Source organism: Pseudomonas sp. NPDC089392 (assembly GCF_044749595.1).
In the GTDB taxonomy this organism is placed as follows: domain Bacteria; phylum Pseudomonadota; class Gammaproteobacteria; order Pseudomonadales; family Pseudomonadaceae; genus Aquipseudomonas.
Map to the genome: position 1 here is coordinate 395,835 of NZ_JBIVIF010000001.1, position 23,403 is coordinate 419,237.

General features: G+C 63.5%; 19 protein-coding genes. 8 read left to right on the forward strand and 11 right to left on the reverse strand.

The annotated features are described in order from the left end of the window. Positions 1-102: 102 nt before the first annotated feature. The gene (locus ACIP1G_RS01740) at positions 103-1,029 is read right to left on the reverse strand and encodes a LysR substrate-binding domain-containing protein (RefSeq protein WP_400733037.1); all 927 of its coding nucleotides are present in this window, start codon (positions 1,027-1,029) and stop codon (positions 103-105) included. Between the two features lie 155 nt (positions 1,030-1,184). Between ACIP1G_RS01740 and ACIP1G_RS01745 the strand changes: the two genes are divergently transcribed. Then, on the forward strand, positions 1,185-2,573 hold the full coding sequence (locus ACIP1G_RS01745; RefSeq protein WP_400733039.1) for a NorM family multidrug efflux MATE transporter: 1,389 nt from the start codon (positions 1,185-1,187) through the stop codon (positions 2,571-2,573). A gap of 100 nt (positions 2,574-2,673) precedes the next feature. On the opposite strand, the gene ACIP1G_RS01750 is transcribed toward ACIP1G_RS01745, so the two are convergent. Further along, a complete protein-coding gene (locus tag ACIP1G_RS01750; protein WP_400733041.1) occupies positions 2,674-4,341 on the reverse strand; it encodes a putative bifunctional diguanylate cyclase/phosphodiesterase in 1,668 nt (555 codons plus the stop codon). A 296-nt stretch (positions 4,342-4,637) separates the two neighbouring features. Here ACIP1G_RS01750 and rep point away from each other — a divergent pair, with 296 nt between their 5' ends. Beyond that, positions 4,638-6,647, forward strand: coding sequence for a DNA helicase Rep (gene rep, locus ACIP1G_RS01755; RefSeq protein WP_105947259.1), 2,010 nt, complete (start codon positions 4,638-4,640; stop codon positions 6,645-6,647). A gap of 65 nt (positions 6,648-6,712) precedes the next feature. Further along, complete coding sequence (locus ACIP1G_RS01760; protein ID WP_400612804.1) at positions 6,713-7,285, forward strand: xanthine phosphoribosyltransferase; 573 nt, start codon at positions 6,713-6,715, stop codon at positions 7,283-7,285. Between the two features lie 111 nt (positions 7,286-7,396). On the opposite strand, the gene ACIP1G_RS01765 is transcribed toward ACIP1G_RS01760, so the two are convergent. The 5 genes from ACIP1G_RS01765 to dadA all read right to left on the reverse strand — a co-directional run bounded on the left by ACIP1G_RS01765 (position 7,397) and on the right by dadA (position 13,318). Next, positions 7,397-9,256 (reverse strand): acetyl-CoA hydrolase/transferase C-terminal domain-containing protein, encoded by a 1,860-nt coding sequence (locus ACIP1G_RS01765; RefSeq protein ID WP_400733043.1) that lies wholly within the window; start codon positions 9,254-9,256, stop codon positions 7,397-7,399. A gap of 219 nt (positions 9,257-9,475) precedes the next feature. After that, complete coding sequence (locus tag ACIP1G_RS01770; protein WP_346646072.1) at positions 9,476-9,880, reverse strand: c-type cytochrome; 405 nt, start codon at positions 9,878-9,880, stop codon at positions 9,476-9,478. A 154-nt stretch (positions 9,881-10,034) separates the two neighbouring features. Beyond that, positions 10,035-10,583: a cupin domain-containing protein gene (locus ACIP1G_RS01775; RefSeq protein WP_110743402.1), complete on the reverse strand. Its 549-nt coding sequence runs from the start codon at positions 10,581-10,583 to the stop codon at positions 10,035-10,037. A gap of 109 nt (positions 10,584-10,692) precedes the next feature. Further along, positions 10,693-11,766, reverse strand: coding sequence for an alanine racemase (alr, locus tag ACIP1G_RS01780; RefSeq protein ID WP_400733045.1), 1,074 nt, complete (start codon positions 11,764-11,766; stop codon positions 10,693-10,695). Between the two features lie 247 nt (positions 11,767-12,013). After that, positions 12,014-13,318 carry a D-amino acid dehydrogenase gene (gene dadA, locus ACIP1G_RS01785; protein ID WP_400733047.1) on the reverse strand — a complete coding sequence of 435 codons (1,305 nt, stop codon included), beginning with the start codon at positions 13,316-13,318 and terminating at the stop codon, positions 12,014-12,016. 156 nt (positions 13,319-13,474) lie between these two features. Between dadA and dadR the strand changes: the two genes are divergently transcribed. After that, complete coding sequence (gene dadR / locus ACIP1G_RS01790) at positions 13,475-13,963, forward strand: transcriptional regulator DadR (protein ID WP_003258963.1); 489 nt, start codon at positions 13,475-13,477, stop codon at positions 13,961-13,963. A gap of 2 nt (positions 13,964-13,965) precedes the next feature. On the opposite strand, the gene ACIP1G_RS01795 is transcribed toward dadR, so the two are convergent. After that, positions 13,966-14,319 carry a YkgJ family cysteine cluster protein gene (locus ACIP1G_RS01795; protein ID WP_400733050.1) on the reverse strand — a complete coding sequence of 118 codons (354 nt, stop codon included), beginning with the start codon at positions 14,317-14,319 and terminating at the stop codon, positions 13,966-13,968. Positions 14,320-14,460: 141 nt separating this feature from the next. On the opposite strand from ACIP1G_RS01795, the gene ACIP1G_RS01800 reads away from it, so the two are divergent. Both ACIP1G_RS01800 and ACIP1G_RS01805 read left to right on the forward strand, forming a co-directional pair. Next, positions 14,461-15,447: an RHS repeat-associated core domain-containing protein gene (locus tag ACIP1G_RS01800; RefSeq protein WP_400733053.1), complete on the forward strand. Its 987-nt coding sequence runs from the start codon at positions 14,461-14,463 to the stop codon at positions 15,445-15,447. Between the two features lie 74 nt (positions 15,448-15,521). Beyond that, entirely contained in the window at positions 15,522-16,814 is a 1,293-nt protein-coding gene (locus ACIP1G_RS01805; RefSeq protein WP_400733055.1) for an NAD(P)/FAD-dependent oxidoreductase, read from the forward strand. A 135-nt stretch (positions 16,815-16,949) separates the two neighbouring features. On the opposite strand, the gene ACIP1G_RS01810 is transcribed toward ACIP1G_RS01805, so the two are convergent. Further along, positions 16,950-17,180, reverse strand: a complete 231-nt coding sequence (locus ACIP1G_RS01810; protein ID WP_400733057.1) for a DUF1127 domain-containing protein — start codon at positions 17,178-17,180, stop codon at positions 16,950-16,952. 178 nt (positions 17,181-17,358) lie between these two features. On the opposite strand from ACIP1G_RS01810, the gene ACIP1G_RS01815 reads away from it, so the two are divergent. Together ACIP1G_RS01815 and ACIP1G_RS01820 are read left to right on the forward strand one after the other, a co-directional pair. After that, entirely contained in the window at positions 17,359-18,789 is a 1,431-nt protein-coding gene (locus tag ACIP1G_RS01815; RefSeq protein WP_400733059.1) for a PLP-dependent aminotransferase family protein, read from the forward strand. A 60-nt stretch (positions 18,790-18,849) separates the two neighbouring features. Then, positions 18,850-20,406: a phospholipase D family protein gene (locus tag ACIP1G_RS01820; RefSeq protein ID WP_400733061.1), complete on the forward strand. Its 1,557-nt coding sequence runs from the start codon at positions 18,850-18,852 to the stop codon at positions 20,404-20,406. Positions 20,407-20,525: 119 nt separating this feature from the next. Here ACIP1G_RS01820 and ACIP1G_RS01825 read toward each other — a convergent pair whose 3' ends face one another. Both ACIP1G_RS01825 and ACIP1G_RS01830 read right to left on the reverse strand, forming a co-directional pair. Then, a complete protein-coding gene (locus tag ACIP1G_RS01825) occupies positions 20,526-21,665 on the reverse strand; it encodes an MFS transporter (RefSeq protein ID WP_400733064.1) in 1,140 nt (379 codons plus the stop codon). A 130-nt stretch (positions 21,666-21,795) separates the two neighbouring features. After that, the gene (locus tag ACIP1G_RS01830; protein WP_112249409.1) at positions 21,796-23,289 is read right to left on the reverse strand and encodes an aldehyde dehydrogenase; all 1,494 of its coding nucleotides are present in this window, start codon (positions 23,287-23,289) and stop codon (positions 21,796-21,798) included. Positions 23,290-23,403: the final 114 nt, after the last annotated feature.

Sequence of the window (23,403 nt, forward strand, 5' to 3'; positions counted from 1 at the left end):
ACCTCTTCGCGGGTAAACCCGCTCCCACAGGGATCGCACGGGTCTGCTGCCTGCGCAGTCCTGTGGGAGCGGGTTTACCCGCGAAAGGGCCCGTACAGGCGATCAAAGGGGCGGCAGGATTTCCACATCGGGCAAATCCATCGCCGCCACCTCCTGCTCAAGAAATGCACTCAACCGCCGCATCCGCTCGCCCCCGCGCCGGGTGCGCGGCCACACCAGGTAGTAATCCATGCCGCTGGGCACCGCCGTCGGCCATGGCAGGCTCAAACGCTTTTGCGCCACATCCTCGGCCACCATCAGCAAGTCGCCCATGGAAATCCCGTAGCCACGTGCCGCGGCAATCATGCCCAGCTCCAGGGTATCGAACACCTGCCCGCCCTTGAGCGATACCTTGTCGCCAAGGCCCATACGCTCCAGCCATTCGCGCCAGTCGCGCTTGTCCACCGTGGGGTGCAGCAACTCGATGCCAGCCAGCCGGCACACGTCCCAGGGTTCTTCGTCGAGCAGGTCCGGCGCACCCACCGGGATCAACAGCTCCGGGAACAGCTTGCGCACCTCCCAGTCGGCCGGAAACACCCCGTCGCCAAGCAACACCGCGCAATCGAACGGTTCCTGGTTGAAGTCCACATGGTCGACGTCCATCCAGGCGCTGGTCAGTTGCACCTCGTTGCCCGGCTGCAGGTGGCGAAAGCGGCTCAGGCATGCCAGCAACCAGCGCATGGTCAGGGTCGAAGGCGCCTTCATGCGCAAGATGTCATCTTCGCCGCACAAGGTTTCGCAGGCGCGCTCGAACGCGGCGAAGCCCTCACGCACCCCCGGCAACAACACCCGCCCGGCTTCGGTCAGCTGCAGGCTGCGCCCGCTGCGCACGAACAGGCGGCAGGCGAAATGCTCCTCCAGGGTGCGGATATGCCGGCTGACGGCGCTTTGAGTGATCGACAGCTCTTCGCCGGCACGGGTGAAAGAACTGAGCCGGGCGGCAGCTTCAAATGCGCGCAGGGCATACAGCGGGGGTAGCTGGCGTGGCATGAGGCACCTGCAATATGGGCGTGAGAGGCGAATCACCAAGAAGCATATATGCATGAGTTCAACTCATGCCAACTATCGCTTTTATCCTTTTGTGCAAAGCTGACCGAAGCCTCAGAATCGCCCTTCGTTCATCACCTCAGGAAAAAGGACCGCCCATGCACGTCGCGCCCACCACAGAACTCAAGGCTTTGCTGCGCCTGGCCGGGCCGCTGATCGCCTCGCAGTTGGCGCACATGCTGATGGTGCTGACCGACACCCTGATGATGGCCCGCATCAGCCCGCAGGCCCTGGCCGGTGGTGGCCTGGGCGCGGCGAGCTATTCGTTCGTGTCGATTTTCTGCCTGGGCGTGATCGCTGCGGTCGGCACCCTGGTGGCGATCCGCAAGGGTGCCAACGACATCGAAGGCGCCACGCGCCTGGCACAAAGCGGCCTGTGGCTGGCCTGGGGCCTGTCGCTGTTCGCCGCGCTGGTGCTGTGGAACCTTGAGCCGGTACTGCTGCTGTTCGGGCAAAAGCCCGAGAACGTGGCCTCGGCCGCCGAATTCCTCACCCTGCTGCCGCTGGCCCTGCCCGGCTACCTGACCTTCATGGCCCTGCGCGGCTTCACCAGCGCGTTGGGCCGCTCGACCCCGGTGATGGTCATCAGCCTGGTCGGCACGGTGCTCAACTACCTGTTCAACGTAGCGCTGATCGAGGGCATGTTCGGCCTGCCCAAACTGGGCCTGATGGGCATCGGCCTGGTCACGGCAGTGGTGTCGATGGGCATGGCCATTGCCCTGGCGCTGTACATCCGCTGGCACTCTGCGTACGCCGCCTACCCGCTGCGCAAGGGCCTGTCGCGCCCGTCGCTGCCGGCCCTTCGTGAGCTGTGGCGGCTGGGCCTGCCGATTGGCGGTACCTACATGGTGGAGGTCGGCCTGTTCGCTTTCGCCGCGCTGTGCATGGGCGTGCTGGGCAGTACCGAACTGGCGGCGCACCAGATCGCCCTGCAGATCGTGTCCACGGCGTTCATGGTGCCAACTGGCCTGTCGTATGCGGTGACCATGCGTGTGGGGCTCTACTACGGGGCTGGCAACCTGCTGGCGGCGCGCAGCGCCGGGCGGGTGGGTATCGGCTTCGGGGCGACGATCATGTTTGCCTTCGCTGCGTTGTTCCTGCTGTTGCCGGATGCGCTGGTGAGTCTGTTTATCGACCGTGATGACCCAGGCTTTGCAGCCATCTACCAACTGGCGGTGCAATTGCTGATGGTGGCGGCCTGGTTTGAGCTGTTCGATGGCATGCAGACCATTGCAATGGGCTCTATTCGTGGGCTGAAGGATGCCAAGACCACCTTCCTGATCGGGCTGTGCTGCTATTGGCTGGTGGGGGCACCGAGTGCCTGGCTGTTCGCGTTCAACCTGGGCGGTGGGGCGGTCGGGATCTGGTGGGGGTTGGCGCTGGGGCTGGCGTGTGCGGCGGTGGCGCTGACCTTTGGCTTTGAATGGCGGATGAAGCGGCTTCTCGGAAAGTCTGGGGCTGGTGGGGCGGCAACGGCTTCAGTTTGACTTGAGGGCCTCTTCGCGGGTGAACCCGCTCCCACAGGTACGGCTCAGGGCTGAGGTTTTGCGCGGTACCTGTGGGAGCGGGTTTACCCGCGAAAGGGCCCTAGAGGGCAGCCTCCAACTGACGGTCAGGCGCCTGCAGCAAGAACTCCATCAACTCCCCCACCGGCAGCGGCTTGCTGACCAGGAACCCTTGCACCTGGTCACAACCAAACCCGCGCAGCAAGGCCAGCTGCTCTTCACTTTCCACCCCCTCGGCCACCACTTCGAGGTTGAGGTTGTGCGCCAGGTTGATCATGGCGTGCACCAGCTTGCGATTTTCCTCGCGCATTTCCATTTCGGCAACAAAGCTGCGGTCCACCTTGAGCAAGGTGATCGGCAGGCTGTTGAGGTGCACGAACGATGAGAATCCAGTACCGAAATCATCGAGCGAGAAACGCACGCCCAGGCGGCCCAGCGCGTCCATGGTCTGGCGCACCAGCTCGTTGCGGCGCATCACCGCCGTTTCGGTCAGTTCGAACTCCAGCCATCGGGCATCCACGCCGTGCTCAAGGATCAGCCGGCTCAAGGTGGCCAGCAACTGGCTGTCCTGGAACTGGCGGAAGCTGAGGTTGACCGCCATGTGCAGCGGCTCAAGCCCGCGTTCGCACAGTGCCTGCATGTCGCGCAGGGCACGGGAAATGACCCAGTAGCCCAACGGCACGATCAGGCCGCTCTGCTCGGCCAAGGGCACGAACTCGCTCGGTGGCAACAGGCCGCGCTCGGCGTGGCGCCAGCGCACCAGCGCCTCCAGGCCGACGATGCGCCCGTCGGCCAGGTTCAGCCGTGGCTGGTAGTGCAGCTCCAGCTCGTCGCGGCGCAGGGCGCGGCGCAGTTCGCTTTCCAGGTCGGCAAGGCTGCGGGCATTGCGGTTGATACGTTCGTTGAAGACATGGAAGGTGCAACCCTGGCTGCCCTTGGCCTGGCGCATGGCAATGTGCGCATGCCACATCAGCGGGTCGGCGCCACCTTGGGCGCGGGCATGGGCCAGGCCCAAACTGCAACCCAGCAGCAGGCTTTCGCCGTCGATCCAGTAAGGTTCGGCCAGGGCCTCGACGATGCGCTCGGCAATCCATTCGGCACGGTTGGCGTCGCGGCGGGTGTCGATCAGCAAGGCGAACTCGTCGCTGCCCAGGCGCGCCAGCTGGTCGCCAGCCTCCAGCTGATCCTTCAGGCGCGCCACCACCTGCAGGATCAGGCGGTCGCCGCTCTGGTGGCCGAGGGCATCGTTGACGTGGCGGAAGTTATCCAGGTCCAGGTGGCCAAGGGCAATGCCACGGCCATCGTTCTCGGCCAGACGCGCGGTCAGTAAAGCCTGGAAGCCCTGGCGGTTGGCGATACCGGTCAATGGGTCCTGCTCGGCCAGGCGTTGCAAGGTGGCCACCAGCACGCCGCGCTCGCGCACATGGCGCAGCGAGCGGCGCAAGGTGTCGGCATCGAGCCGGTCATGCACCAGCCAGTCGCTGACGGCACTGGGCGCGGCCTGGGGCTCGTGGTCGAGCAGCAGGATGGTCGGCAGCTCGCAGCGCCCGGGCGCCGGCTGCAGGGCCGGGGTCGCCAGCACGACCGCTTGGCGGTCCTGGTTGAACAGGCTGTCGACCGCCTCCCAATTCGGTGCGGTCACCAGCACTGCGCTGCCGTCCAGTGCGCGCACACAGTCGCGCAGCAACACGGTCCATTCCGGCTCATCAGCCAACAGCAGCAAACGCAAAGGTTCGACAGGCGTGGACAAGCGGGCTCCTTAAGGCTTCACGGTGCAACGGGAGAGGTCGGGTATGCTACTGCATTAATGAAAATGATTTTCACTTTTATACATGCCGTAAAGGGTGGAGCGTCCCGACGCATTTTGTCGTGCATCCTGCGCGAAACCGGTCTCAGCAGCAAATACGATTTTCGCAGTACCTAGCATTAGTCTGACTAATGATTGATGCGCATAAAAGTCTGACTCAGACGTCAGACGGTCGCGCCACAACCGCCCTATGCCTGTTAGAATGCGCGGCTATTTTCTGGCGACCCCCGGTTTCTAGCATGTCCCGACTCAATCCCCGGCAGCAGGAAGCTCGTGACTACGTCGGCGGCCCTCTTTTGGTGCTCGCCGGTGCAGGTTCGGGCAAGACCAGCGTAATTACGCGCAAGATTGCCCACCTCATCCAGAACTGCGGCATCCGTGCCCAGTACATCGTGGCGATGACCTTCACCAACAAGGCCGCACGCGAGATGAAGGAGCGGGTCGGCACCTTGCTGCGCCCGGGGGAAGGCCGTGGCCTGACGGTGTGTACCTTCCACAACCTGGGCCTGAACATCATCCGCAAGGAGCACGAGCGCCTGGGCTACAAGCCGGGCTTCTCGATCTTCGACGAGTCCGACATCAAGGCGTTGCTGTCGGACATCATGCAGAAGGAATACTCCGGCGACGACGGCATCGACGAGATCAAGAACATGATCGGTGCCTGGAAGAACGACCTGATCCTGCCACCCGAGGCCCTGGAAAAGGCGCGCAACCCGCGCGAGCAGACCGCCGCCATCGTCTACACCCACTACCAGCGTACGCTCAAGGCGTTCAACGCGGTGGACTTCGACGACCTGATCCTGCAGCCGGTCAAGCTGTTCCAGGAGCACCCCGAGGTGCTGGAACGCTGGCAGAACCGTGTGCGCTACCTGCTGGTGGACGAATACCAGGACACCAACGCCAGCCAGTACCTGCTGGTGAAGATGCTGATCGGCATGCGCAACCAGTTCACCGTGGTGGGCGACGACGACCAGTCGATCTACGCCTGGCGCGGTGCCCGCCCCGAGAACCTGATGCTGCTCAAGGAGGACTACCCCTCCTTGAAGATCGTCATGCTGGAGCAGAACTACCGCTCCACCAGCCGCATCCTGCGCTGCGCCAACGTGCTGATCGCCAACAACCCGCACGCGTTCGAAAAGCAGTTGTGGAGCGAGATGGGCGTGGGCGACGAGATCCGCGTAATCCGCTGCAAGAACGAGGAAGCCGAGGCCGAACGCGTGGCCATGGAAATCCTCACCTTGCACCTGCGCACCAACCGCCCGTACAGCGACTTCGCCATCCTTTACCGTGGCAACTACCAGGCCAAGCTGATCGAGCTGAAGCTGCAGCACCACCAGGTGCCGTATCGCCTGTCGGGCGGCAACAGCTTCTTCGGCCGCCAGGAGGTCAAGGACCTGATGGCCTACCTGCGCCTGCTGGTGAACCCGGACGATGACAACGCCTACCTGCGGGTGATCAACGTACCGCGCCGCGAAATCGGCTCCACCACCCTGGAAAAGCTCGGCAACTATTCCACCGAGCGCGGCATTTCGATGTACGCCGCCAGCGAGGAGCTGGGCCTGGGTGAGCACCTGGACGCGCGCTACACCGAGCGTTTGCAGCGCTTCAAACACTGGCTGGACGGGGTACGCCACAAGGTTGCCCTGGAAGACCCGATTGCCGCGCTGCACGAGATGATCCGCGACATCGACTACGAGAACTGGATCCGCCAGCAGACCGCCAGCGACAAGGCTGCGGAGTTCCGCATCAGCAACGTCTGGTTCCTGGTCGAAGCGCTGAAGAACACCCTCGAGAAAGACGAAGAGGGTGACATGACCATCGAGGACGCCATCGGCAAGCTGGTACTGCGCGACATGCTCGAGCGCCAGCAGGAAGAAGAAGAGAACGCCGAAGGTGTGCAGATGATGACCCTGCACGCCTCCAAGGGCCTGGAGTTCCCCTACGTGTTCATCATGGGCATGGAAGAGGAAATCCTCCCGCACCGCTCCAGCATCGAGGCCGACACCATCGAAGAGGAACGCCGCCTGGCTTACGTGGGCATCACCCGCGCGCGCCAGACCCTGGCCTTCACCTTCGCCGCCAAGCGCAAGCAGTACGGTGAAATCATCGACTGCACGCCCAGCCGGTTCCTCGACGAACTGCCACCGGACGACCTGGCCTGGGAGGGCCTGGACGATGCGCCGGTCGAGGTTAAGGCCGCACGCGGCAACAACGCCCTGGCCGATATCCGGGCAATGCTCAAACGCTGATCAACCATTATTCTTAAACTCTGCCGCTTTCAGCGGCCACCTTTGTTACATCGAGGAATACCACAGTGGAAGCACTGCATCAGAAGATTCGCGAAGAAGGCATCGTGCTTTCCGACCAGGTTCTCAAAGTCGACGCGTTTCTCAACCACCAGATCGATCCGGCGCTGATGCAGTTGATCGGTGACGAGTTCGCCCGCCTGTTCGCCGATGCCGGCGTGACCAAGATCGTCACCATCGAAGCCTCGGGCATTGCCCCGGCGGTGATGACTGGCCTGAAACTGGGTGTGCCGGTGATCTTCGCCCGCAAGCACCAGTCGCTGACCCTGACCGAAAACCTGCTGACTGCCACGGTGTATTCCTTCACCAAGCAGACCGAGAACACCGTGGCCATCTCGCCGCGCCACCTCAACAGCAGCGACCGCGTGCTGGTGATCGACGACTTCCTGGCCAACGGCAAGGCCTCGCAGGCGCTGATCTCGATCATCAAGCAGGCCGGTGCCACCGTGGCTGGCCTTGGCATCGTTATCGAGAAGTCGTTCCAGGGCGGCCGTGCCGAGCTGGACAGCCAGGGCTACCGCGTTGAGTCGCTGGCCCGGGTGAAGTCGCTGGAAGGTGGTGTGGTCAGCTTCATCGAGTAAGGCCTCACCGCGGGCAGTGTAGGAGCGGGTTTACCCGCGAATGCGATGGCAGATTCAATATCGCATTCGCGGGTAAACCCGCTCCTACATCGGGCCAATGCGCCCTGGGGTTTATTGGGTTGCCGCAAGCCCCGCCAGCAACAACCGCTGGTACAGCTCCTCCTTCAGCCCCTGCGGCTGGTCCAGCCCCATCCGCACCAGATGCCGCTCATACCCCTCCGGCCCCGGCGCATCCAGCGCTGCCTTGCCCAGCTCCAGCACCTCGCTCAGCTTGAACTTGCTTTTCAACCAGTTCAGCGCCCGCAGCAAGTCCTGCTCGTCAGCGGTAAAGTCCGTGCCCAGCGGGTACTCCGGGAACAACCGCGCATGCCTCGCCTTCAAGGCTTCCAGCCGCTGCGGCGTGTTGTCGGTAAAGCGCGCATCCAGCTGAAAATCACCCGCCAGCTTGCCAGCGCGCTTGGCCTGCTCGATCAGCCCCTGCTGAAACCGCGAATCACACACTGCCAGCAACCGTGCAATTACCTCGCTGTCAGTCTGCCCACGCAGGTCGGCAATGCCGTACTCGGTCACCACAATATCGCGCAGGTGCCGGGGGATGGTGCAGTGGCCATAGTTCCAGAACAGGTTTGACGTCACCTCCCCGCCCGCCTCGCGCCAGCTGCGCAACAGCAGGATCGAGCGCCCGCCTTCCAGCGCATGGGCCTGGGCGACGAAGTTGTACTGCCCGCCCACGCCACTGAGCACCCGACCGTCTTCCAGCTGATCGGCCACCCCGGCGCCAAGCAGGGTCATGCCGAACGCAGTGTTGATGAAGCGTGCATCGCGGCGCTGGCGGCGTTTGAGTTCCTCCTGCCCGTACAGCTCGTTGATGAAGCTGATACGGGTCATGACGAACTGCGCACGCTGTTCCAGGGGCATGTCACGCAGACGCTGGTAGAAAGCCTGCGGGCCAAGGAAGAAGCCGCCATGCAGTAGCGTGCCGTGCTCATCCACCGGACGTCTTAGCAGGCCGGCTTCGGCCAGCACCAGCAGGCCATTGACGAACATCTCACTGCAGCCGTACAGGCCCTGGGCGAAGGTATCCAGCCCCCCTTCCCGCTCGATCAGCGCCTGCCAAGGGCCGACATCCAGCGCATCGAGTACCGCACGGTAGCCGGCGTTGTCGCCCTGGCGCGCCAGCAATGCCGCGGCAACTGCATCGCCCATGGCACCAATTCCGATCTGCAGCGTACCGCCGTCGCGCACCAGGGTGCTGGCGTGCAGGCCGATGCAATGGTCCTGGATGCCGACCGGCATGTTCGGTGTGGAGAACAGCCGCCGCTGCTCGGCTTCATCGAGCAACAGGTCGAAGGCATCGATAGGCAGCTCGGCATCGCCCGGCATGTAGGGCAGCTCGGCATGCACCTGGCCGAGCATGAGGATCGTTTCGCCAGCGGCGCGGCGCTTGGCGATCATCGGCAACAGGTCGAGGGTGATGTCGGGGTTGCAGGCCAGGCTGAGGTGCACCGGTTTCTCGGGGGTGGCCGCCACCAGCTGGGCGACCAGATTCAGGCCCTTGGCGTTGATATCGCGTGCGGCGTGGCTGTAGTTGCTGCTGACGTAATCCTGCTGGGCCGATTCGCTGTGCAGCAGGCTGCCCGGCTGCATGAAAAACTGCTCGACGCGAATGTTGGGTGGCAACGTGTCGTTGCGCAGGTCGGCGAGGTAGCTGAGTTCTTCGTAGTCGGCGAAGACGCGCTCGACGAAGGGTTCGAGAAAGCGCCGCTGCAAACCATCGCCCAGTGGCGGGCGGCCGAGGGACAGCGCCGTGTAGATGGTCAGCTGCCGCTCCGGTAGCTCGCGGATGCGGGCGTAAAGCGCGTTGACGAAGGCGTTGGGCTTGCCCAGGCCAAGCGGCAGGCCCATGTGAATGTGGGCTGGCAGGCGCGCCAGGACTTGCTCGACAGCCTGGTCGATGGAGCAGAGGTGCATCGGGGCCTCCTGAGACATCCATGGGTTCAGGGGTTGGACATGGGGTCAAGCGGGTTGGTTGCCTGGGCCGGCCTCTTCGCGGCTAAACCCGCTCCTACAACAATCAGTTGTGGTGCCTGGATCGTTGTAGGAGCGGCTTTAGCCGCGAAGAGGCCGGCACAGGCCCCACAAAAACAAAGCCCGCCATCAAAGGCGGGCCTCATGCAATTCAGCGGTATCTCACAGCCCGGACATTTTCTTGATCGCCCCTTTCAGGTCGTCATCCGAGCAATCTGCGCAGGTGCCTTTCGGCGGCATGGCATTGAGACCAGTAATGGCCTTGGCCAAGATGCCGTCGAGGCCGCCCTGGTGATCGGCACGCTCTTTCCACGCCGCGGTGTCGCCAATTTTCGGCGCGCCGAGCAGGCCGCTGCCATGGCAGGCATTGCAGTGCTTGGCGATAATCTCATCCGGCGTTTTTGCGCCCCCGCCCCCCGCTGCAGCAGCCACTTCCATGCCTTTGCACTCCTGGCCCTGGACACACACCTGGCCAACCGGCTCCAGGCGTTTGGCAATGTCGTCATTGGTCGCAGCGGTTGCGCTCATTGCCCAGAGGGCGAATACGGCTGCTGGTACGGCCAGCATCTTCTTGATTTGGTTCACGCGAACACCCTCATGGTGGCTAATCACGCTCGCGGCCACGGATCGGCGAGCGTTGAAAAGTATAGCGGGAACCCAGAGGCCGTGAAACGACCCTACACAGGAAAGGGGTATTGCCGAATCAATGCACTGCGCTGGATCAAAAGTTTGAAGGCGTCGCCGCGCTGATCAGCCGCGCAGGCTGGTCGAACGGATTGCGAAAGCGGTGCGGGCGGGTGCTTTCGAAGTAGTAGCTGTCGCCTTCTTCAAGGATGAAGATCTCGTTGCCGACCACCAGCTCCAGCCGGCCTTCCAGCAGGATGCCGGTTTCTTCACCGTCGTGGGTGAGCATTTCGGCACCGGTGTCGGCACCCGGCGGGTACACCTCGGTGAGAAAGGCGATGGCGCGGTTGGGGTGCGACTTGCCGACCAGCTTCATGGTCACCGCACCGTCCGAGATATCGATCAGTTCATGGGCCTTGTAGACGATCTGCGCCGGGCTTTCAGTTTCCAGCTCGACCGAAAAGAATTCGACCATGGACATGGGAATGCCGCTCAGCACCTTGCGCAACGAGCTGATGGAGGGGCTTACGCTGTTCTTCTCGATCATCGAGATGGTGCTGTTGGTCACCCCGGCTCGCTTGGCGAGTTCGCGCTGGGACAGGCCCTTGAGCTTGCGGATGGCTTGCAGTCGTTCGCCGACGTCCAAAGCGGGAGCCTCCTGAAACGGTGGAAAGGGGGGTGGATGTGAACGATATCATGGCAATGCCGTTCAGTATTTACAACACACCGCCCCTCAACCTGTCCGCTTCAGCGTGTCATTCGCCGACGTAGTCCCGCGGTACCCGCTTGAGGTTGCAGAAGATCTGGTACGGAATGGTGCCCGCATGTGCGGCCACTTCGCTGGCCCGCACCTGCTTGCCCCACAGTTCGACCGGGCTGCCGACGTTAGCTTCTGGCACGTCGGTGAGGTCGATGCACAGCATATCCATCGACACCCGGCCGATCAGCTGGGCGCGCTTGCCGGCGACCAGCACCGGGGTACCGTTGGGCGCCTGGCGCGGGTAGCCATCGGCATAGCCCATGGCTACCACGCCAACGCGAGTTGGCCGCGGGCTGACGAACTTGGCGCCGTAGCCTACTGGCTCGCCGGCGGGCAGCTCGCGCACGCTGATCACCCGCGATTGCAGGGTCATCACTGGTTGCAGGCGTTCGGCTTCGGCCTGGGCCACTTCGAACGGCGTGGCGCCATAAAGCATCAAGCCCGGGCGTACCCAGTCGCTGGGCGCTTGCGGCCAGCCCAGTACGCCTGGCGAGTTGCGCAGGCTGCATTCGGCGGCCAGGCCCTGGCGGGCGGCTTCGAACACGGCGATCTGCTGTGCGGTGGCATCGGCGTCCAGCTCGTCGGCGCGGGCGAAGTGGCTCATCAGCACGATGCGCGAAACCTTGCCACTGGCCAGCAGGCGCTGGTAGGCGTCGTGGTAATCCTTGGGGTGCAGGCCGACGCGGTGCATGCCGCTGTCGAGCTTGAGCCAGATGGTAAGCGGCTTGTGTACCCGGGTTTTCTCGATGGCTTCCAGCTGCCACAGCGAGTGCACCACGCACCACAAGTCATGCTCGGCGATCAGCGCCAGCTCGCTGGCCTCGAAGAAGCCTTCCAGCAGCAGCACCGGGGCCTTGATACCGGCGGCGCGCAGTTCCAGCGCCTCTTCGATGCAGGCCACGGCAAAGCCGTCGGCTTCGTTTTCCAGGGCCAGGGCACAGCGCACGGCGCCGTGGCCGTAGGCGTCGGCCTTGATCACGGCGAGGGCTTTGGCACCGGTCAGTTCACGGGCCAGACGGTAGTTGTGGCGCAGGGCCTGGAGGTCGATCAGGGCGCGGGCGGGACGCATGGCGGCTGCCTTATGGTGGTTCACAGGTTGAAAACAGTGTTGGGTTCTTCGCGGCTAAAGCCGCTCCCACAAGGGACCGCACAATGTCCGGGAACATGCACTCCCTGTGGTGATGCTGGCTCACAGGTTGAAAACAGTGTTGGGTTCTTCGCGGGTGAACCCGCTCCTACAGGGACCGCACAATGCCAAGGTTTGTGCGGTCCCTGTGGGAGCGGGTTCACCCGCGAAGAGGCCGGTGCAGGCGAACTTACTGCTGGTGAACCGGCGCAGTCTGCCCGTGCTTGGCCACTTCCGGGCTGTTGCCATAACGGGAAATATCCAAGCCTTCGGCACTGATCTGCGGCTTCTTGCGCGCAATCAGGTCGGCCAGCAGGCGACCGGAGCCGCACGCCATGGTCCAGCCCAAAGTACCGTGACCAGTGTTCAGGAACAGGTTGCGGAACGCTGTGGCACCGACGATCGGCGTACCGTCCGGGGTCGCTGGGCGCAGGCCGGTCCAGAAGCTGGCCTGGCTCAGGTCGCCGCCCTGAGGATAAAGGTCGTTGACGATCATCTCCAGCGTTTCGCGCCGACGTGGGTTCAGCGACAGGTCAAAGCCGGCGATTTCAGCCATGCCGCCAACACGGATGCGGTTGTCGAAACGGGTAATCGCGACTTTGTAGGTCTCGTCGAGAATGGTCGAAGTCGGGGCCATGTCGCCGTTGGTGATCGGCACGGTCAGCGAATAGCCTTTCAGCGGGTACACCGGGGCCTTGATGCCCAGCGGCTTGAGCATCTGCGGCGAGTAGCTGCCCAGCGCCAGCACGTAGCGGTCAGCGGTTTCCAGCTTGCCGTCGATCCACACGCCATTGATGCGGTCGCCAGCGAAGTCCAAGCGCTGGATGTCTTGGCCGAAGCGGAATTCCACGCCCAGCTTCAGCGCCATTTCGGCCAGCTTGGTGGTGAACAGCTGGCAGTCACCAGTCTGGTCGTTAGGCAGGCGCAGGGCGCCGGCCAGGATGTCTTTGACGCCCGCCAGGGCCGGTTCGACGCGGGCAATGCCGTCGCGGTCGAGCAGCTCGTAAGGCACGCCGGACTGTTCGAGCACGGCAATGTCCTTGGCTGCAGCGTCTACCTGGGCCTGGGTGCGGAACAGCTGAGTAGTACCCAGGCTGCGGTTTTCGTAGTTGATGCCGGTTTCGGCGCGCAGTTCGTCCAGGCAGTCACGGCTGTACTCGGACAGGCGCACCATGCGCTCCTTGTTCACCGCATAACGGCTGGCGGTGCAGTTGCGCAGCATCTGTGCCATCCACAGGTACTGGTCGACGTCGCCGGTGAGTTTGATGGCGAGTGGGGCGTGGCGCTCCAGCAGCCATTTCACGGCCTTCAGCGGCACACCGGGGGCGGCCCAGGGCGAGGCATAGCCGGGCGAGATCTGGCCGGCGTTGGCAAAACTGGTTTCCATGGCCACCGCTGGCTGGCGGTCGACCACCGTGACTTCGAAACCTTGCCGGGCCAGGTAGTAGGCACTGGCGGTTCCGATTACGCCGCTACCAAGTACCAGAACTCGCATCGTTATATCCCTCACACGCGGCACGCCGCAGACTTTTATTGAAATGGCATGAATGGGCGCAGTATAGGAATTTGAGACCAGTGCAATTCACTATATAAAAGCCTATTATTGGCGAGAATTCTCGGCAAAATCGCCTTTCACGGAGGGGCATCCCCTATGAGAACCCAGCACCAGAGCAAGCGTGAACTGGACAAGATCGACCGTAACATCCTGCGCATCCTGCAGAATGACGGGCGTATTTCCTTCACCGAACTGGGCGAGAAAGTTGGGCTTTCCACCACCCCATGCACCGAGCGGGTTCGCCGCCTGGAGCGCGAGGGCATCATCATGGGCTACAACGCCCGCCTGAACCCGCAGCACCTCAAGGGCAGCCTGCTGGTGTTCGTGGAAATCAGCCTGGACTACAAGTCGGGCGATACGTTCGAGGAGTTCCGCCGCGCGGTGCTGAAGCTGCCGCACGTGCTGGAGTGCCACCTGGTTTCCGGTGACTTCGACTACCTGGTGAAAGCGCGTATTTCGGAAATGGCCTCGTACCGCAAGCTGCTTGGCGACATCCTGCTGAAGCTGCCGCATGTGCGGGAGTCGAAGAGCTACATCGTGATGGAAGAGGTGAAGGAGAGCCTCTGCCTGCCGATCCCGGACTGAGGCTAGACCAGCACCTGGCGGGTGGTGGCAATGAACTGGTGGACGAGCTGCTCGGCAGCAGGGTCGATCAGCGGTTCAGGGCCACGGCCGCGCGGGCAGGCCAGCCGTGGGGTGGTGCCGAACAGGCGGCAGATCATCGGCCGCTCTTCGTACACCGTGCAGCCGTTGGGGCCCAGGTGCACGCAGTCCAGGCGCTCCAGCGCGGCGTCCTGCTCGGCCTGGGACTTGCGCGGCAGGCGGGCCATTTCTTCCGCCGAGGTGGTGACCGGGCCGCAGCAGTCGTGGCAGCCGGATACGCACTCGAAGGAGGGGATGAGTTCGCGCAGGAAGTGGATTTTGTGGCGGTTGCAGGACATGGCGGAGATGGCTGTTTTATCCGGGTAACGCTTGTGCTCGGTAAAAGTAGCGGACCTGGCAGCTCTGACAGTTGTGGGTGAGCCTACTTACTACACACACTGACGAGACAGCGACCCATTCCAGCTAATCGAGCCTAGCGGATGAAGAACCACATTCTACTCTTTTACAGCCGAAAGAAGCTTGCAGTGCTGAAAGGCACCCACGATACGCTTCGCATCGTTCAGGCACTGGACCTCCCTCTCGCCGAAAGTAAAGCCGCGGGTGTTGCCTTGGTCGCTCCAGATCAAAGACAAACGCCCGTAATGATCGGATCTCGTAAAACCCACCATTCCTTTGCATTTACTCCTTTTGGCCATATACCCACTGCAATCTCAGTAAGCATTGGATTCGTCGGGGAGCGGCTGGATCTTGTCAGTGGTTGCTACCCGCTCGGTGCGGGTCATCGCAGCTACAGTCCTGAATTGATGCGTTTCCATAGCCCCGACTCACAAAGCCCGTTCCTCAGCGGCGGGGTCAATACTCATGCTTACTGCTCGAACGACCCAGTCAATTACTCGGATCCGTCGGGGCGAGTCAAGTTGCGTAACCTCTGGAAAGGTCCGCAAAGCCTTATTCATTCAACCTTCCGGGGTAACCGTAACCAGTCCCCGGCACAGCCTACGCTGCCTCCCTATTCACCAGCCGCCCCCGGGGCAGTCGTCACAGGTGACGGTCGAGCCCCACCAACGTACTTTGGTTGGGGCGAGCCACCGCCGCAGTACGATCCACATGCGCCACTGATGTCCAACGGCAATCAGACAAGGTCATATCGCGTAACCCCAATGAATGGGGAGCAAGTTCTGGAAATGCACAATGGCAATACAAGGGTCGTAAACTCTCTTGTTGAGTTTACGCAGGCAAGCGCTCAAGCCGGGAACAGAGCACTCCCGGCGGCTGCGTCGTTGAAGGCAACCAGCACTCTGTTACGGATGAGCAAAAACAAGCTGCCCACACAAACCGACAACGGGATTCTTGCTGCGGTAGCTACAGCTCATCAGCTTTACGACATTCGCGGCGCCGGCACCATGGATGCGCCCGACCCAACTCAATCTCTACCGTTGGCGATTGGGATAACAAGACAAACCTGACTAGCCACTTGGTTGCCCCCTCTTGGTCCCGAGCTTATCCTCCATGCTTTGTCGATAACCTCGGGACCTGCACAATGATCCACAGCGCGCAGCACGCCGCCTCCTATTACGCCGCCAGCAGCGCGCCACACCCCGATCACTCCTTCCTGCAAGGTGAACACAGCGCCGACGTGTGCATCGTCGGCGGTGGCTATACGGGCCTGAACACGGCCATGGAACTGGCCGAACGCGGCTTCTCGGTGATTCTGCTGGAGGCACGCAAGCTCGGTTGGGGCGCCAGCGGGCGCAATGGCGGGCAGCTGATTCGCGGGGTCGGCCATGGCCTGGAGCAGTTCCTGCCGGTCATCGGCGAGGACGGCGTGCGCAGCATGAAGCTGATGGGCCTGGAGGCCGTGCAGATCGTGCGCGAACGGGTCGAGAAGCATGCCATCGCCTGCGACCTGACCTGGGGCTACTGCGACCTGGCCAACAAACCCGCCGAGCTACTGGGCTTTGCCGAGGACGCCGAAGAGTTGCGCAGCCTGGGATACGCCCACGAGCTGCGCCTGGTCGGCAAGGACGATATCCACAGCGTGGTCGGTGCCGACTGCTATGTCGGCGGGCTTGTCGACATGGGCTCGGGGCACCTGCACCCGCTCAACCTGGCCCTGGGCGAAGCCACAGTGGCAGCCCGCCTGGGCGTGAAGCTGTTCGAGCAGTCCGAGGTCACCCGTATCGATTATGGCCCTGAGGTTCAGGTGCACACTGCCCAGGGCCGGGTGCGCGCCAACACCCTGGTACTGTGCTGCAACGCCTACCACAACAACCTCAACCGCGAACTGGGCGGCAAGGTGCTGCCGGCCGGCAGCTACATCATCGCCACCGAGCCGCTGGGTGAGGAACGCGCCCGCAGGTTGCTGCCGCAGAACATGGCGGTGTGCGACCAGCGTGTGGCGCTGGATTATTACCGGCTGTCCGCCGACAACCGCCTGCTGTTCGGCGGCGCCTGCCATTACTCGGGCCGCGACCCGAAAGACATCGCCGCCTACATGCGGCCGAAGATGCTCAAGGTGTTCCCGGAGCTGGCCGATGTGCGCATCGACTACCAGTGGGGCGGCATGATCGGCATTGGTGCCAACCGCCTGCCGCAAGTCGGGCGCCTGGCCAGCCAGCCGAACGTATATTACGCCCAGGCCTATTCGGGCCATGGGCTCAACGCCACCCACCTGGCGGCGCGCTTGCTGGGCGAGGCCATCAGCGGCCAGGAGAGCGGGCGTTTCGACCTGTTCGCCAAGGTGCCGCACATCACCTTCCCTGGGGGCCAGCACCTGCGTTCGCCGCTGCTGGCGTTGGGGATGTTGTGGCATCGCCTGAAAGAGCTGATCTAAGAAACTGCGCCGCCCCTGTGGGAGCGGGGTTCACCCGCGAACACCGGCGAAGCCGGTGCCATCCACCGAGTTGCCTGCTTCGCGGGTAAACCCGCTCCCGCAGGGATGGTGCAAGCTTCAGAACTGATGCTAGTGTCAGTCCTGCCAGAATGGCTTATGCCCCTCGATCCGCGCCTGCTCCCAGCTCAGCCCAACATCGCGCAACTCATCATCAGTCAACTGCAGCAGTGCCCTGCGGGTATGCCAGCGATGCAGCATCAGCCCCCAACGCCCCAGCCCCGCCGGCGCGTTGAACACCTTGGTCTGCTGCCCGGCTTCCAGTTCCTTGGCCAACAGTTGCAAGCGCACATCGCTCATGCCACCCATCACCGCACCCTCCCGTTCAGTTGATACCGTGGGGAAAGCATGCGCGTCGGCAGTACCGGCAATACAGATCCAATACAGCCTTATTATTCCAATACAGAATTGGCCGAAGGCCGACTGAATGCTGTATTTTCAGCCAAACTGTACCGGTCGCTGTGCCAAGGCAGCGCAGGAGTATGCCGTGACCCTCTACCTGAACCTCGCCGAACTACTCGGCGCCCGCATCGAGCAGGGCCTCTATCGGCCCGGCCAGCGCCTGCCGTCGGTGCGTGCCCTGAGCATGGAGCACGGGGTCAGCCTGAGCACCGTGCAGCAGGCCTACCGCATGCTCGAAGACAGCGGCATGGTCTCGCCACGGCCCAAGTCCGGCTACTTCGTCAGTGATCACCGCCACCTGCCTGCCCTGCCCGCCGTCAGCCGCCCGGCCCAGCGCCCGGTGGATATCTCGCAGTGGGAACAGGTGCTGGAGCTGGTGCGTAGCACCCCGCGCCCGGATGTGGTGCAGCTCGGCCGTGGCATGCCCGATATCGACAGCCCTACCCTCAAGCCACTGCTGCGCAGCCTCGCCCAGTTGAGTCGGCGCCAGGACATGCCTGGCCTGTACTACGACAACATCCACGGCAACCTGGCCCTGCGCGAGCAGGTGGCACGGCTGACGCTCGACTCCGGCTGCCGCCTGAGCCCGGCCGACCTGGTCATCACCACCGGCTGCCATGAGGCGCTTTCGTGCAGCATTCGCGCGGTGTGCGAGCCAGGCGACATCGTCGCGGTCGACTCACCGAGCTTCCACGGCGCCATGCAAACCCTCAAGGGCCTGGGCATGAAGGCGCTGGAAATCCCCACCGACCCAGTCACCGGCATCAGCCTGGAAGCACTGGAGCTGGCCTTGGAGCAGTGGCCGATCAAGCTCATCCAGATCACCCCCAGCTGCAACAACCCGCTCGGCTACATCATGCCCGAGGCGCGCAAGAAGGCCCTGCTGAGCCTGGCCCAGCGCTACGATGTGGCAATTCTGGAAGACGATGTGTACGGCGACCTGGCCTACACCTACCCGCGCCCGCGCACCCTCAAGTCGTTCGACGACGATGGCCGCGTGCTGCTCTGCAGTTCGTTCTCCAAGACCCTCGCCCCCGGCCTGCGGGTAGGCTGGGTGGCGCCCGGGCGCTACCTGGAGCGGGTGCTGCACATGAAGTACATCAGCACCGGCAGCACGGCCTGCCAGCCGCAGCTGGCCATCGCCGACTTCATCGCCGGCGGGCACTATCAGCCCCACGTTCGGCGCATGCGCAGCCAGTACCAGCGTGGCCGCGACCTGATGAGCGACTGGGTAACCCGTTACTTCCCGGCGGGCACCCGGGTCAGCCGGCCGCAGGGCGGCTTCATGCTGTGGGTGGAATTACCCGAACATTTCGACACGCTGCGGCTGAACCGCGCTTTACTGGAGCAAGGCGTGCAGGTTGCCGTGGGCAGCATCTTCTCGGCCTCGGGCAAGTTCCGCCACTGCCTGCGCATGAACTTCGCCGCGCGGCCGACGCCGCAGATCGAAGCCGCCGTGCGCAAGGTGGGTGAAACCGCCCTTCGTCTACTGGATGAAGAAAGCGCCGACGCGTAACTTTGCGCCGCCCGCCACGGTCCAACCCCTTAAGCCCTTGCTGCACAGGACGATCTACCCTTGAGACTCCAGCAAGCCTTGCCTCTGCTGCTGGTGCTGGTGCTGCTCGGCCTTGCCGGCTGTGCCAGCGTCAGTGCGCCCCGCGAAACCAGCCAGGCGCTGCCCGCCAATGACTCGGCCTTCGGCCGCTCGGTGCTGCGCCAGGCCGCGCCCTACGGCGGCCGCTCGGGCTTTCGCCTGCTGCCCAACAGCAACGAGGCGTTCCGCGCCCGCGCCGAACTGATCCGCAACGCCCAGGCAAGCATCGACTTGCAGTACTACATCGTCCACGACGGCCTCAGCACCCGCGCCCTGGTGCATGAAGTGCTGCGCGCCGCCGACCGCGGCGTGCGCGTGCGTATCTTGCTCGACGACACCACCAGCGACGGCCTGGACACCATCATGGGCACCCTCGATGCCCACCCGAATATCCAGATCCGCGTGTTCAACCCACTGCACCTGGGCCGCAGCACCGGGGTTACGCGCGCTGTCGGACGGCTGTTCAACCTGTCGCGCCAGCACCGGCGCATGCACAACAAGCTGTTCCTGGTGGACAACAGCATGGCCATCGTCGGCGGGCGCAACCTGGGTGATGAGTACTTCGATGCCGAGCCCAACCTCAACTTCACCGATATCGACCTGCTGGGCGTCGGCCCGGTCGCCGAACAGCTGGGGCACAGCTTTGACCAGTACTGGAACAGCGCCCTGAGCCGGCCAATCACTGATTTTCTATGGCGTGACCCGGACGCCAAAGACCTGCGCGCCAGCCGCCACCGCCTGGAGGTGTCGCTGGCTGAGGCCAGGACCCAGCGCAAAACCCTGTATGACCGCTTGATGTCCTACCAGTCGCAGCCGCACCTGGATGTATGGCGCAACGAGCTGATCTGGGCCCATGCCCAGGCGCTGTGGGATGCCCCGAGCAAGGTGCTGGCCGACGACGAACCGGACCCGCAACTGCTGCTGAGCCAGCAACTGGCGCCAGATCTGGCCAATGTACACAGCGAGTTGATGCTGACATCGGCCTACTTTGTACCGGGTGAGCCGGGGCTGCTGTACCTGACCGGTCGTGCCGACGCTGGCGTGTCGGTGAAACTGCTGACCAACTCGCTGGAAGCCACCGATGTACCGGCGGTGCACGGCGGCTACGCGCCCTATCGCCGGGCCTTGCTTGAACACGGGGTGCAGCTTTACGAGCTGCGCCGCCAGCCGGGCGACCCCAGCGCGGGGCGCCTGAGCTTCCGTGGCAGTTCAGATTCCAGCCTGCACACCAAGGCGATCGTGTTCGACCGGCGCAAGACCTTTATCGGCTCGTTCAACTTCGACCCGCGCTCAGTGCTGTGGAACACCGAGGTCGGGGTGCTGGTGGACAGCCCGGAGCTGGCTGAGTACACCCGCGAGCTGACCCAGCAAGGTATGGCGCCGGCGTTGAGCTACCAGGTGAAGCTGGTGGGCGACAAGCTGGTGTGGGCGACCGAGGACAATGGCCAGCGGCATATGCTGACGTCTGAACCGGGTGGGGTGTGGCGGCGGTTCAATGCCTGGATCAGCAAGGCGGTTGGCTTGGAGAAAATGTTGTAGCGGCAATTTTGGGGCTGCTTTGCAGCCCATCGCGACGCAAGGCCGCTCCTACAGGGATCGCGTACCTCCTGTAGGAGCGGCCTTGCGTCGCGATGGGCCGCAAAGCGGCCCCAAAATCTTCAAGCAGAAACAGCCTCGAAAGCCCCACGCCTCAGGGTCAACACCACCAGCCCCGCAGCCCCTGCCGCCATCAGCAACAACAACGCATGCCCACTGATCCACTGGCTCCCCGCCCCCGCCAACAACGGCCCAAGCAGGCAGCCAATGCCCCACAGCTGCGCCACATGGGCATTGGCCCGCACCAGCTCATCGTCGCGGTAACGCTCGCCGATCAGCACCAGCGACAAGGTGAACAAGCCGCCGGCACTGGCCCCGAACAACACCCACAACGGCCAGACCACCGGTGTGTGCAACAGTAGCGGAATGGCCAGGCTGGACACCAGCAAGGTCACCGCGCAGCCGGTGAACAGGGTGCGTCGCGACATATGGTCGGCCAGCGCACCAATGGGCAGCTGCAGCACCGCATCGCCCACCACCACGGTACTGACCATGAACAGGGCGATTTCAGTGGTAAAGCCTTGCTGCAGGCAATACACCGGCAGCAAGGTGAGGATCATCGCTTCGAACGAGGCAAACAGGGCGATGGCCCAGGCAATCACCGGCAAACGTCGGCAGAAGCTGAACAAGTCGCGGAAGGTGACGCTACAGGCCTCCGTGCTCGGTGCACCACCACGCCCAAACAGAATCAACGGCGCCAGCAGCAACAAGCCGGTCGCGGCCCAGAAGCCGAAGTCGTCATCGGAACCGAGAAAGCCCAGCACCAGCGGCCCGGCCAGTTGGCTCAGGGCATAGCTACTGCCATACAGCGCCACCAGGCGGCCGCGCCATTGCTCGACCACCAGCTGGTTGATCCAGCTTTCGCCGAGGATGAATACCACGGTCAGGGACATGCCGATCATCAGCCGCAACAGCAGCCACAATGGGTAGCTGGGCAGCACTGCGACCAGGCCGATCGACAGCGCCCCGCCCCACAGGCACAGGCGCATGGCCGAGGGCACGCCGACCCAACCGGCCAGGCGGCTGGCCAGGCTGGCACCGGCCAGTACGCCCAGCGCCGGCATCGCCGCCATCACGCCGATGGCAAAGCTGCCGTAGCCCCAGGCTTCCAGGCGCAGAGACACCAGCGGCATGCTCACGCCGAGCGCCAGGCCGACACTGAGCACCGATGCCAGTACGGCGAAGTAGGTACCCCAACGCATCCTTGACCTCTTGAATTATTGGGGCTGCTTTGCAGCCCATTCGCGGCACAAGGCCGCTCCTACAGGGATTTGCGATCGCCTGTAGGAGCGGCCTTGTGTCGCGATCGGGCCGCAAAGCGGCCCCCTGGGATTACAGCTTGATCCAGGTCGCTTTCAGCTCGGTGTACTTCTCCAGTGCATGCAGCGACTTGTCACGGCCGTTGCCCGACTGCTTGAAGCCACCGAACGGCGCGGTCATGTCGCCACCGTCGTACTGGTTGACCCAGACGCTACCAGCGCGCACGGCACGGGCGGTCTTGTGGGCCTTGGAAATGTCCGAAGTCCAGATACCAGCGGCCAGGCCATACGGCGTGTCGTTGGCAATAGCGATGGCTTCTTCAGCGGTGTCGAAGGCGATCACCGACAACACTGGGCCGAAGATTTCTTCCTGGGCAATGCGCATGGCGTTGGTCACGCCGTCGAAGATGGTCGGCTCGACATAGGTACCGCCAGTCTCTTCCAGGGTGCGCTTGCCACCGGCCAGCAGCTTGGCGCCGTCCTTGTGGCCAGCCTCGATGTACGACAGCACGGTGTTCATCTGCTGGGTGTCGACCAAGGCACCGACAGTGGTCTGTGGGTCCAGCGGGTTGCCGGGCTTCCAGCCTTTCAGGGCCTCGACCACCATTGGCAGGAACTTGTCCTTGATCGAGCGCTCGACCAGCAGGCGCGAGCCGGCGGTGCACACTTCGCCCTGGTTGAAGGCGATGGCGCTGGCAGCCGCTTCAGCGGCAGCTTGCAGGTCCGGGGCGTCGGCGAAGACGATGTTCGGGCTCTTGCCACCGGCTTCCAGCCAGATGCGCTTCATGTTCGATTCGCCGGCGTAGACCATCAGCTGCTTGGCGATCTTGGTCGAGCCGGTGAACACCAGGGTATCGACGTCCATGTGCAGGGCCAGGGCCTTGCCCACAGTGTGGCCGTAGCCTGGCAGCACGTTCAGCACGCCAGCCGGGATACCGGCTTCGATGGCCAGCTGGGCGATGCGAATGGCAGTCAGCGGCGATTTTTCGGACGGCTTGAGCACTACCGAGTTACCGGTGGCCAGCGCCGGGCCGAGCTTCCAGCAGGCCATCAGCAGCGGGAAGTTCCACGGTACGATGGCACCGACCACACCCACCGGCTCACGGGTAACCAGGCCAAGCTGGTCGTGCGGGGTCGGGGCGACTTCGTCGTAGACCTTGTCGATGGCTTCGGCAGTCCAGTGGATGGCCTGGGCTGCGCCTGGGATGTCGATGCTGGAGGAGTCGCCAATCGGCTTGCCCATGTCCAGGGTTTCCAGCAGTGCAAGCTCTTCGACGTTTTTGCGCAGCAGGTCGGCGAAGCGGATCAGCTTGGCCTTGCGCTTGGCCGGGGCCAGCTGCGACCACACGCCGGAGTTGAAGGTGGCGCGGGCGTTTTCCACGGCGCGGTTGGCATCGGCCAGGTCGCAGCTGGCAACCTTGGCCAGGAAGCGTCCGTCGACCGGGCTCAGGCACTCGAAGGTTTCACCGGATGCGGCATCGGTGTATTCGCCGTTGATGAAGGCGCGGCCTTCGATCTTCAGTTGCTGGGCACGTTGTTCCCAGTCCGCACGAGTCAGGGTGGTCATACGAAACTCCTCCTCTTGTTTAGGTGCAACGCCGCACTGAGGACTCACAGGCGTTGTCAGAATTCTGGCCGGGCGACGAGCGCACACTGGCAAGCGATACCCTAAACCAGCCGG

Coding starts and splice junctions, on each gene's coding strand:
- ACIP1G_RS01810 (WP_400733057.1), bottom strand. CDS start 17,180: ATGGGTGGCATGAGCGATGTGCGCTTGCAACTGTTGGCCAAGGAACTG.
- ACIP1G_RS01740 (WP_400733037.1), bottom strand. CDS start 1,029: ATGCCACGCCAGCTACCCCCGCTGTATGCCCTGCGCGCATTTGAAGCT.
- ACIP1G_RS01770 (WP_346646072.1), bottom strand. CDS start 9,880: ATGCTGGCCGTACCAGCAGCCGTATTCGCCCTCTGGGCAATGAGCGCA.
- ACIP1G_RS01745 (WP_400733039.1), top strand. CDS start 1,185: ATGCACGTCGCGCCCACCACAGAACTCAAGGCTTTGCTGCGCCTGGCC.
- dadR (WP_003258963.1), top strand. CDS start 13,475: ATGAGAACCCAGCACCAGAGCAAGCGTGAACTGGACAAGATCGACCGT.
- dadA (WP_400733047.1), bottom strand. CDS start 13,318: ATGCGAGTTCTGGTACTTGGTAGCGGCGTAATCGGAACCGCCAGTGCC.
- ACIP1G_RS01795 (WP_400733050.1), bottom strand. CDS start 14,319: ATGTCCTGCAACCGCCACAAAATCCACTTCCTGCGCGAACTCATCCCC.
- alr (WP_400733045.1), bottom strand. CDS start 11,766: ATGCGTCCCGCCCGCGCCCTGATCGACCTCCAGGCCCTGCGCCACAAC.
- ACIP1G_RS01825 (WP_400733064.1), bottom strand. CDS start 21,665: ATGCGTTGGGGTACCTACTTCGCCGTACTGGCATCGGTGCTCAGTGTC.
- ACIP1G_RS01800 (WP_400733053.1), top strand. CDS start 14,461: ATGAAGAACCACATTCTACTCTTTTACAGCCGAAAGAAGCTTGCAGTG.
- ACIP1G_RS01805 (WP_400733055.1), top strand. CDS start 15,522: ATGATCCACAGCGCGCAGCACGCCGCCTCCTATTACGCCGCCAGCAGC.
- ACIP1G_RS01830 (WP_112249409.1), bottom strand. CDS start 23,289: ATGACCACCCTGACTCGTGCGGACTGGGAACAACGTGCCCAGCAACTG.
- rep (WP_105947259.1), top strand. CDS start 4,638: ATGTCCCGACTCAATCCCCGGCAGCAGGAAGCTCGTGACTACGTCGGC.
- ACIP1G_RS01765 (WP_400733043.1), bottom strand. CDS start 9,256: ATGCACCTCTGCTCCATCGACCAGGCTGTCGAGCAAGTCCTGGCGCGC.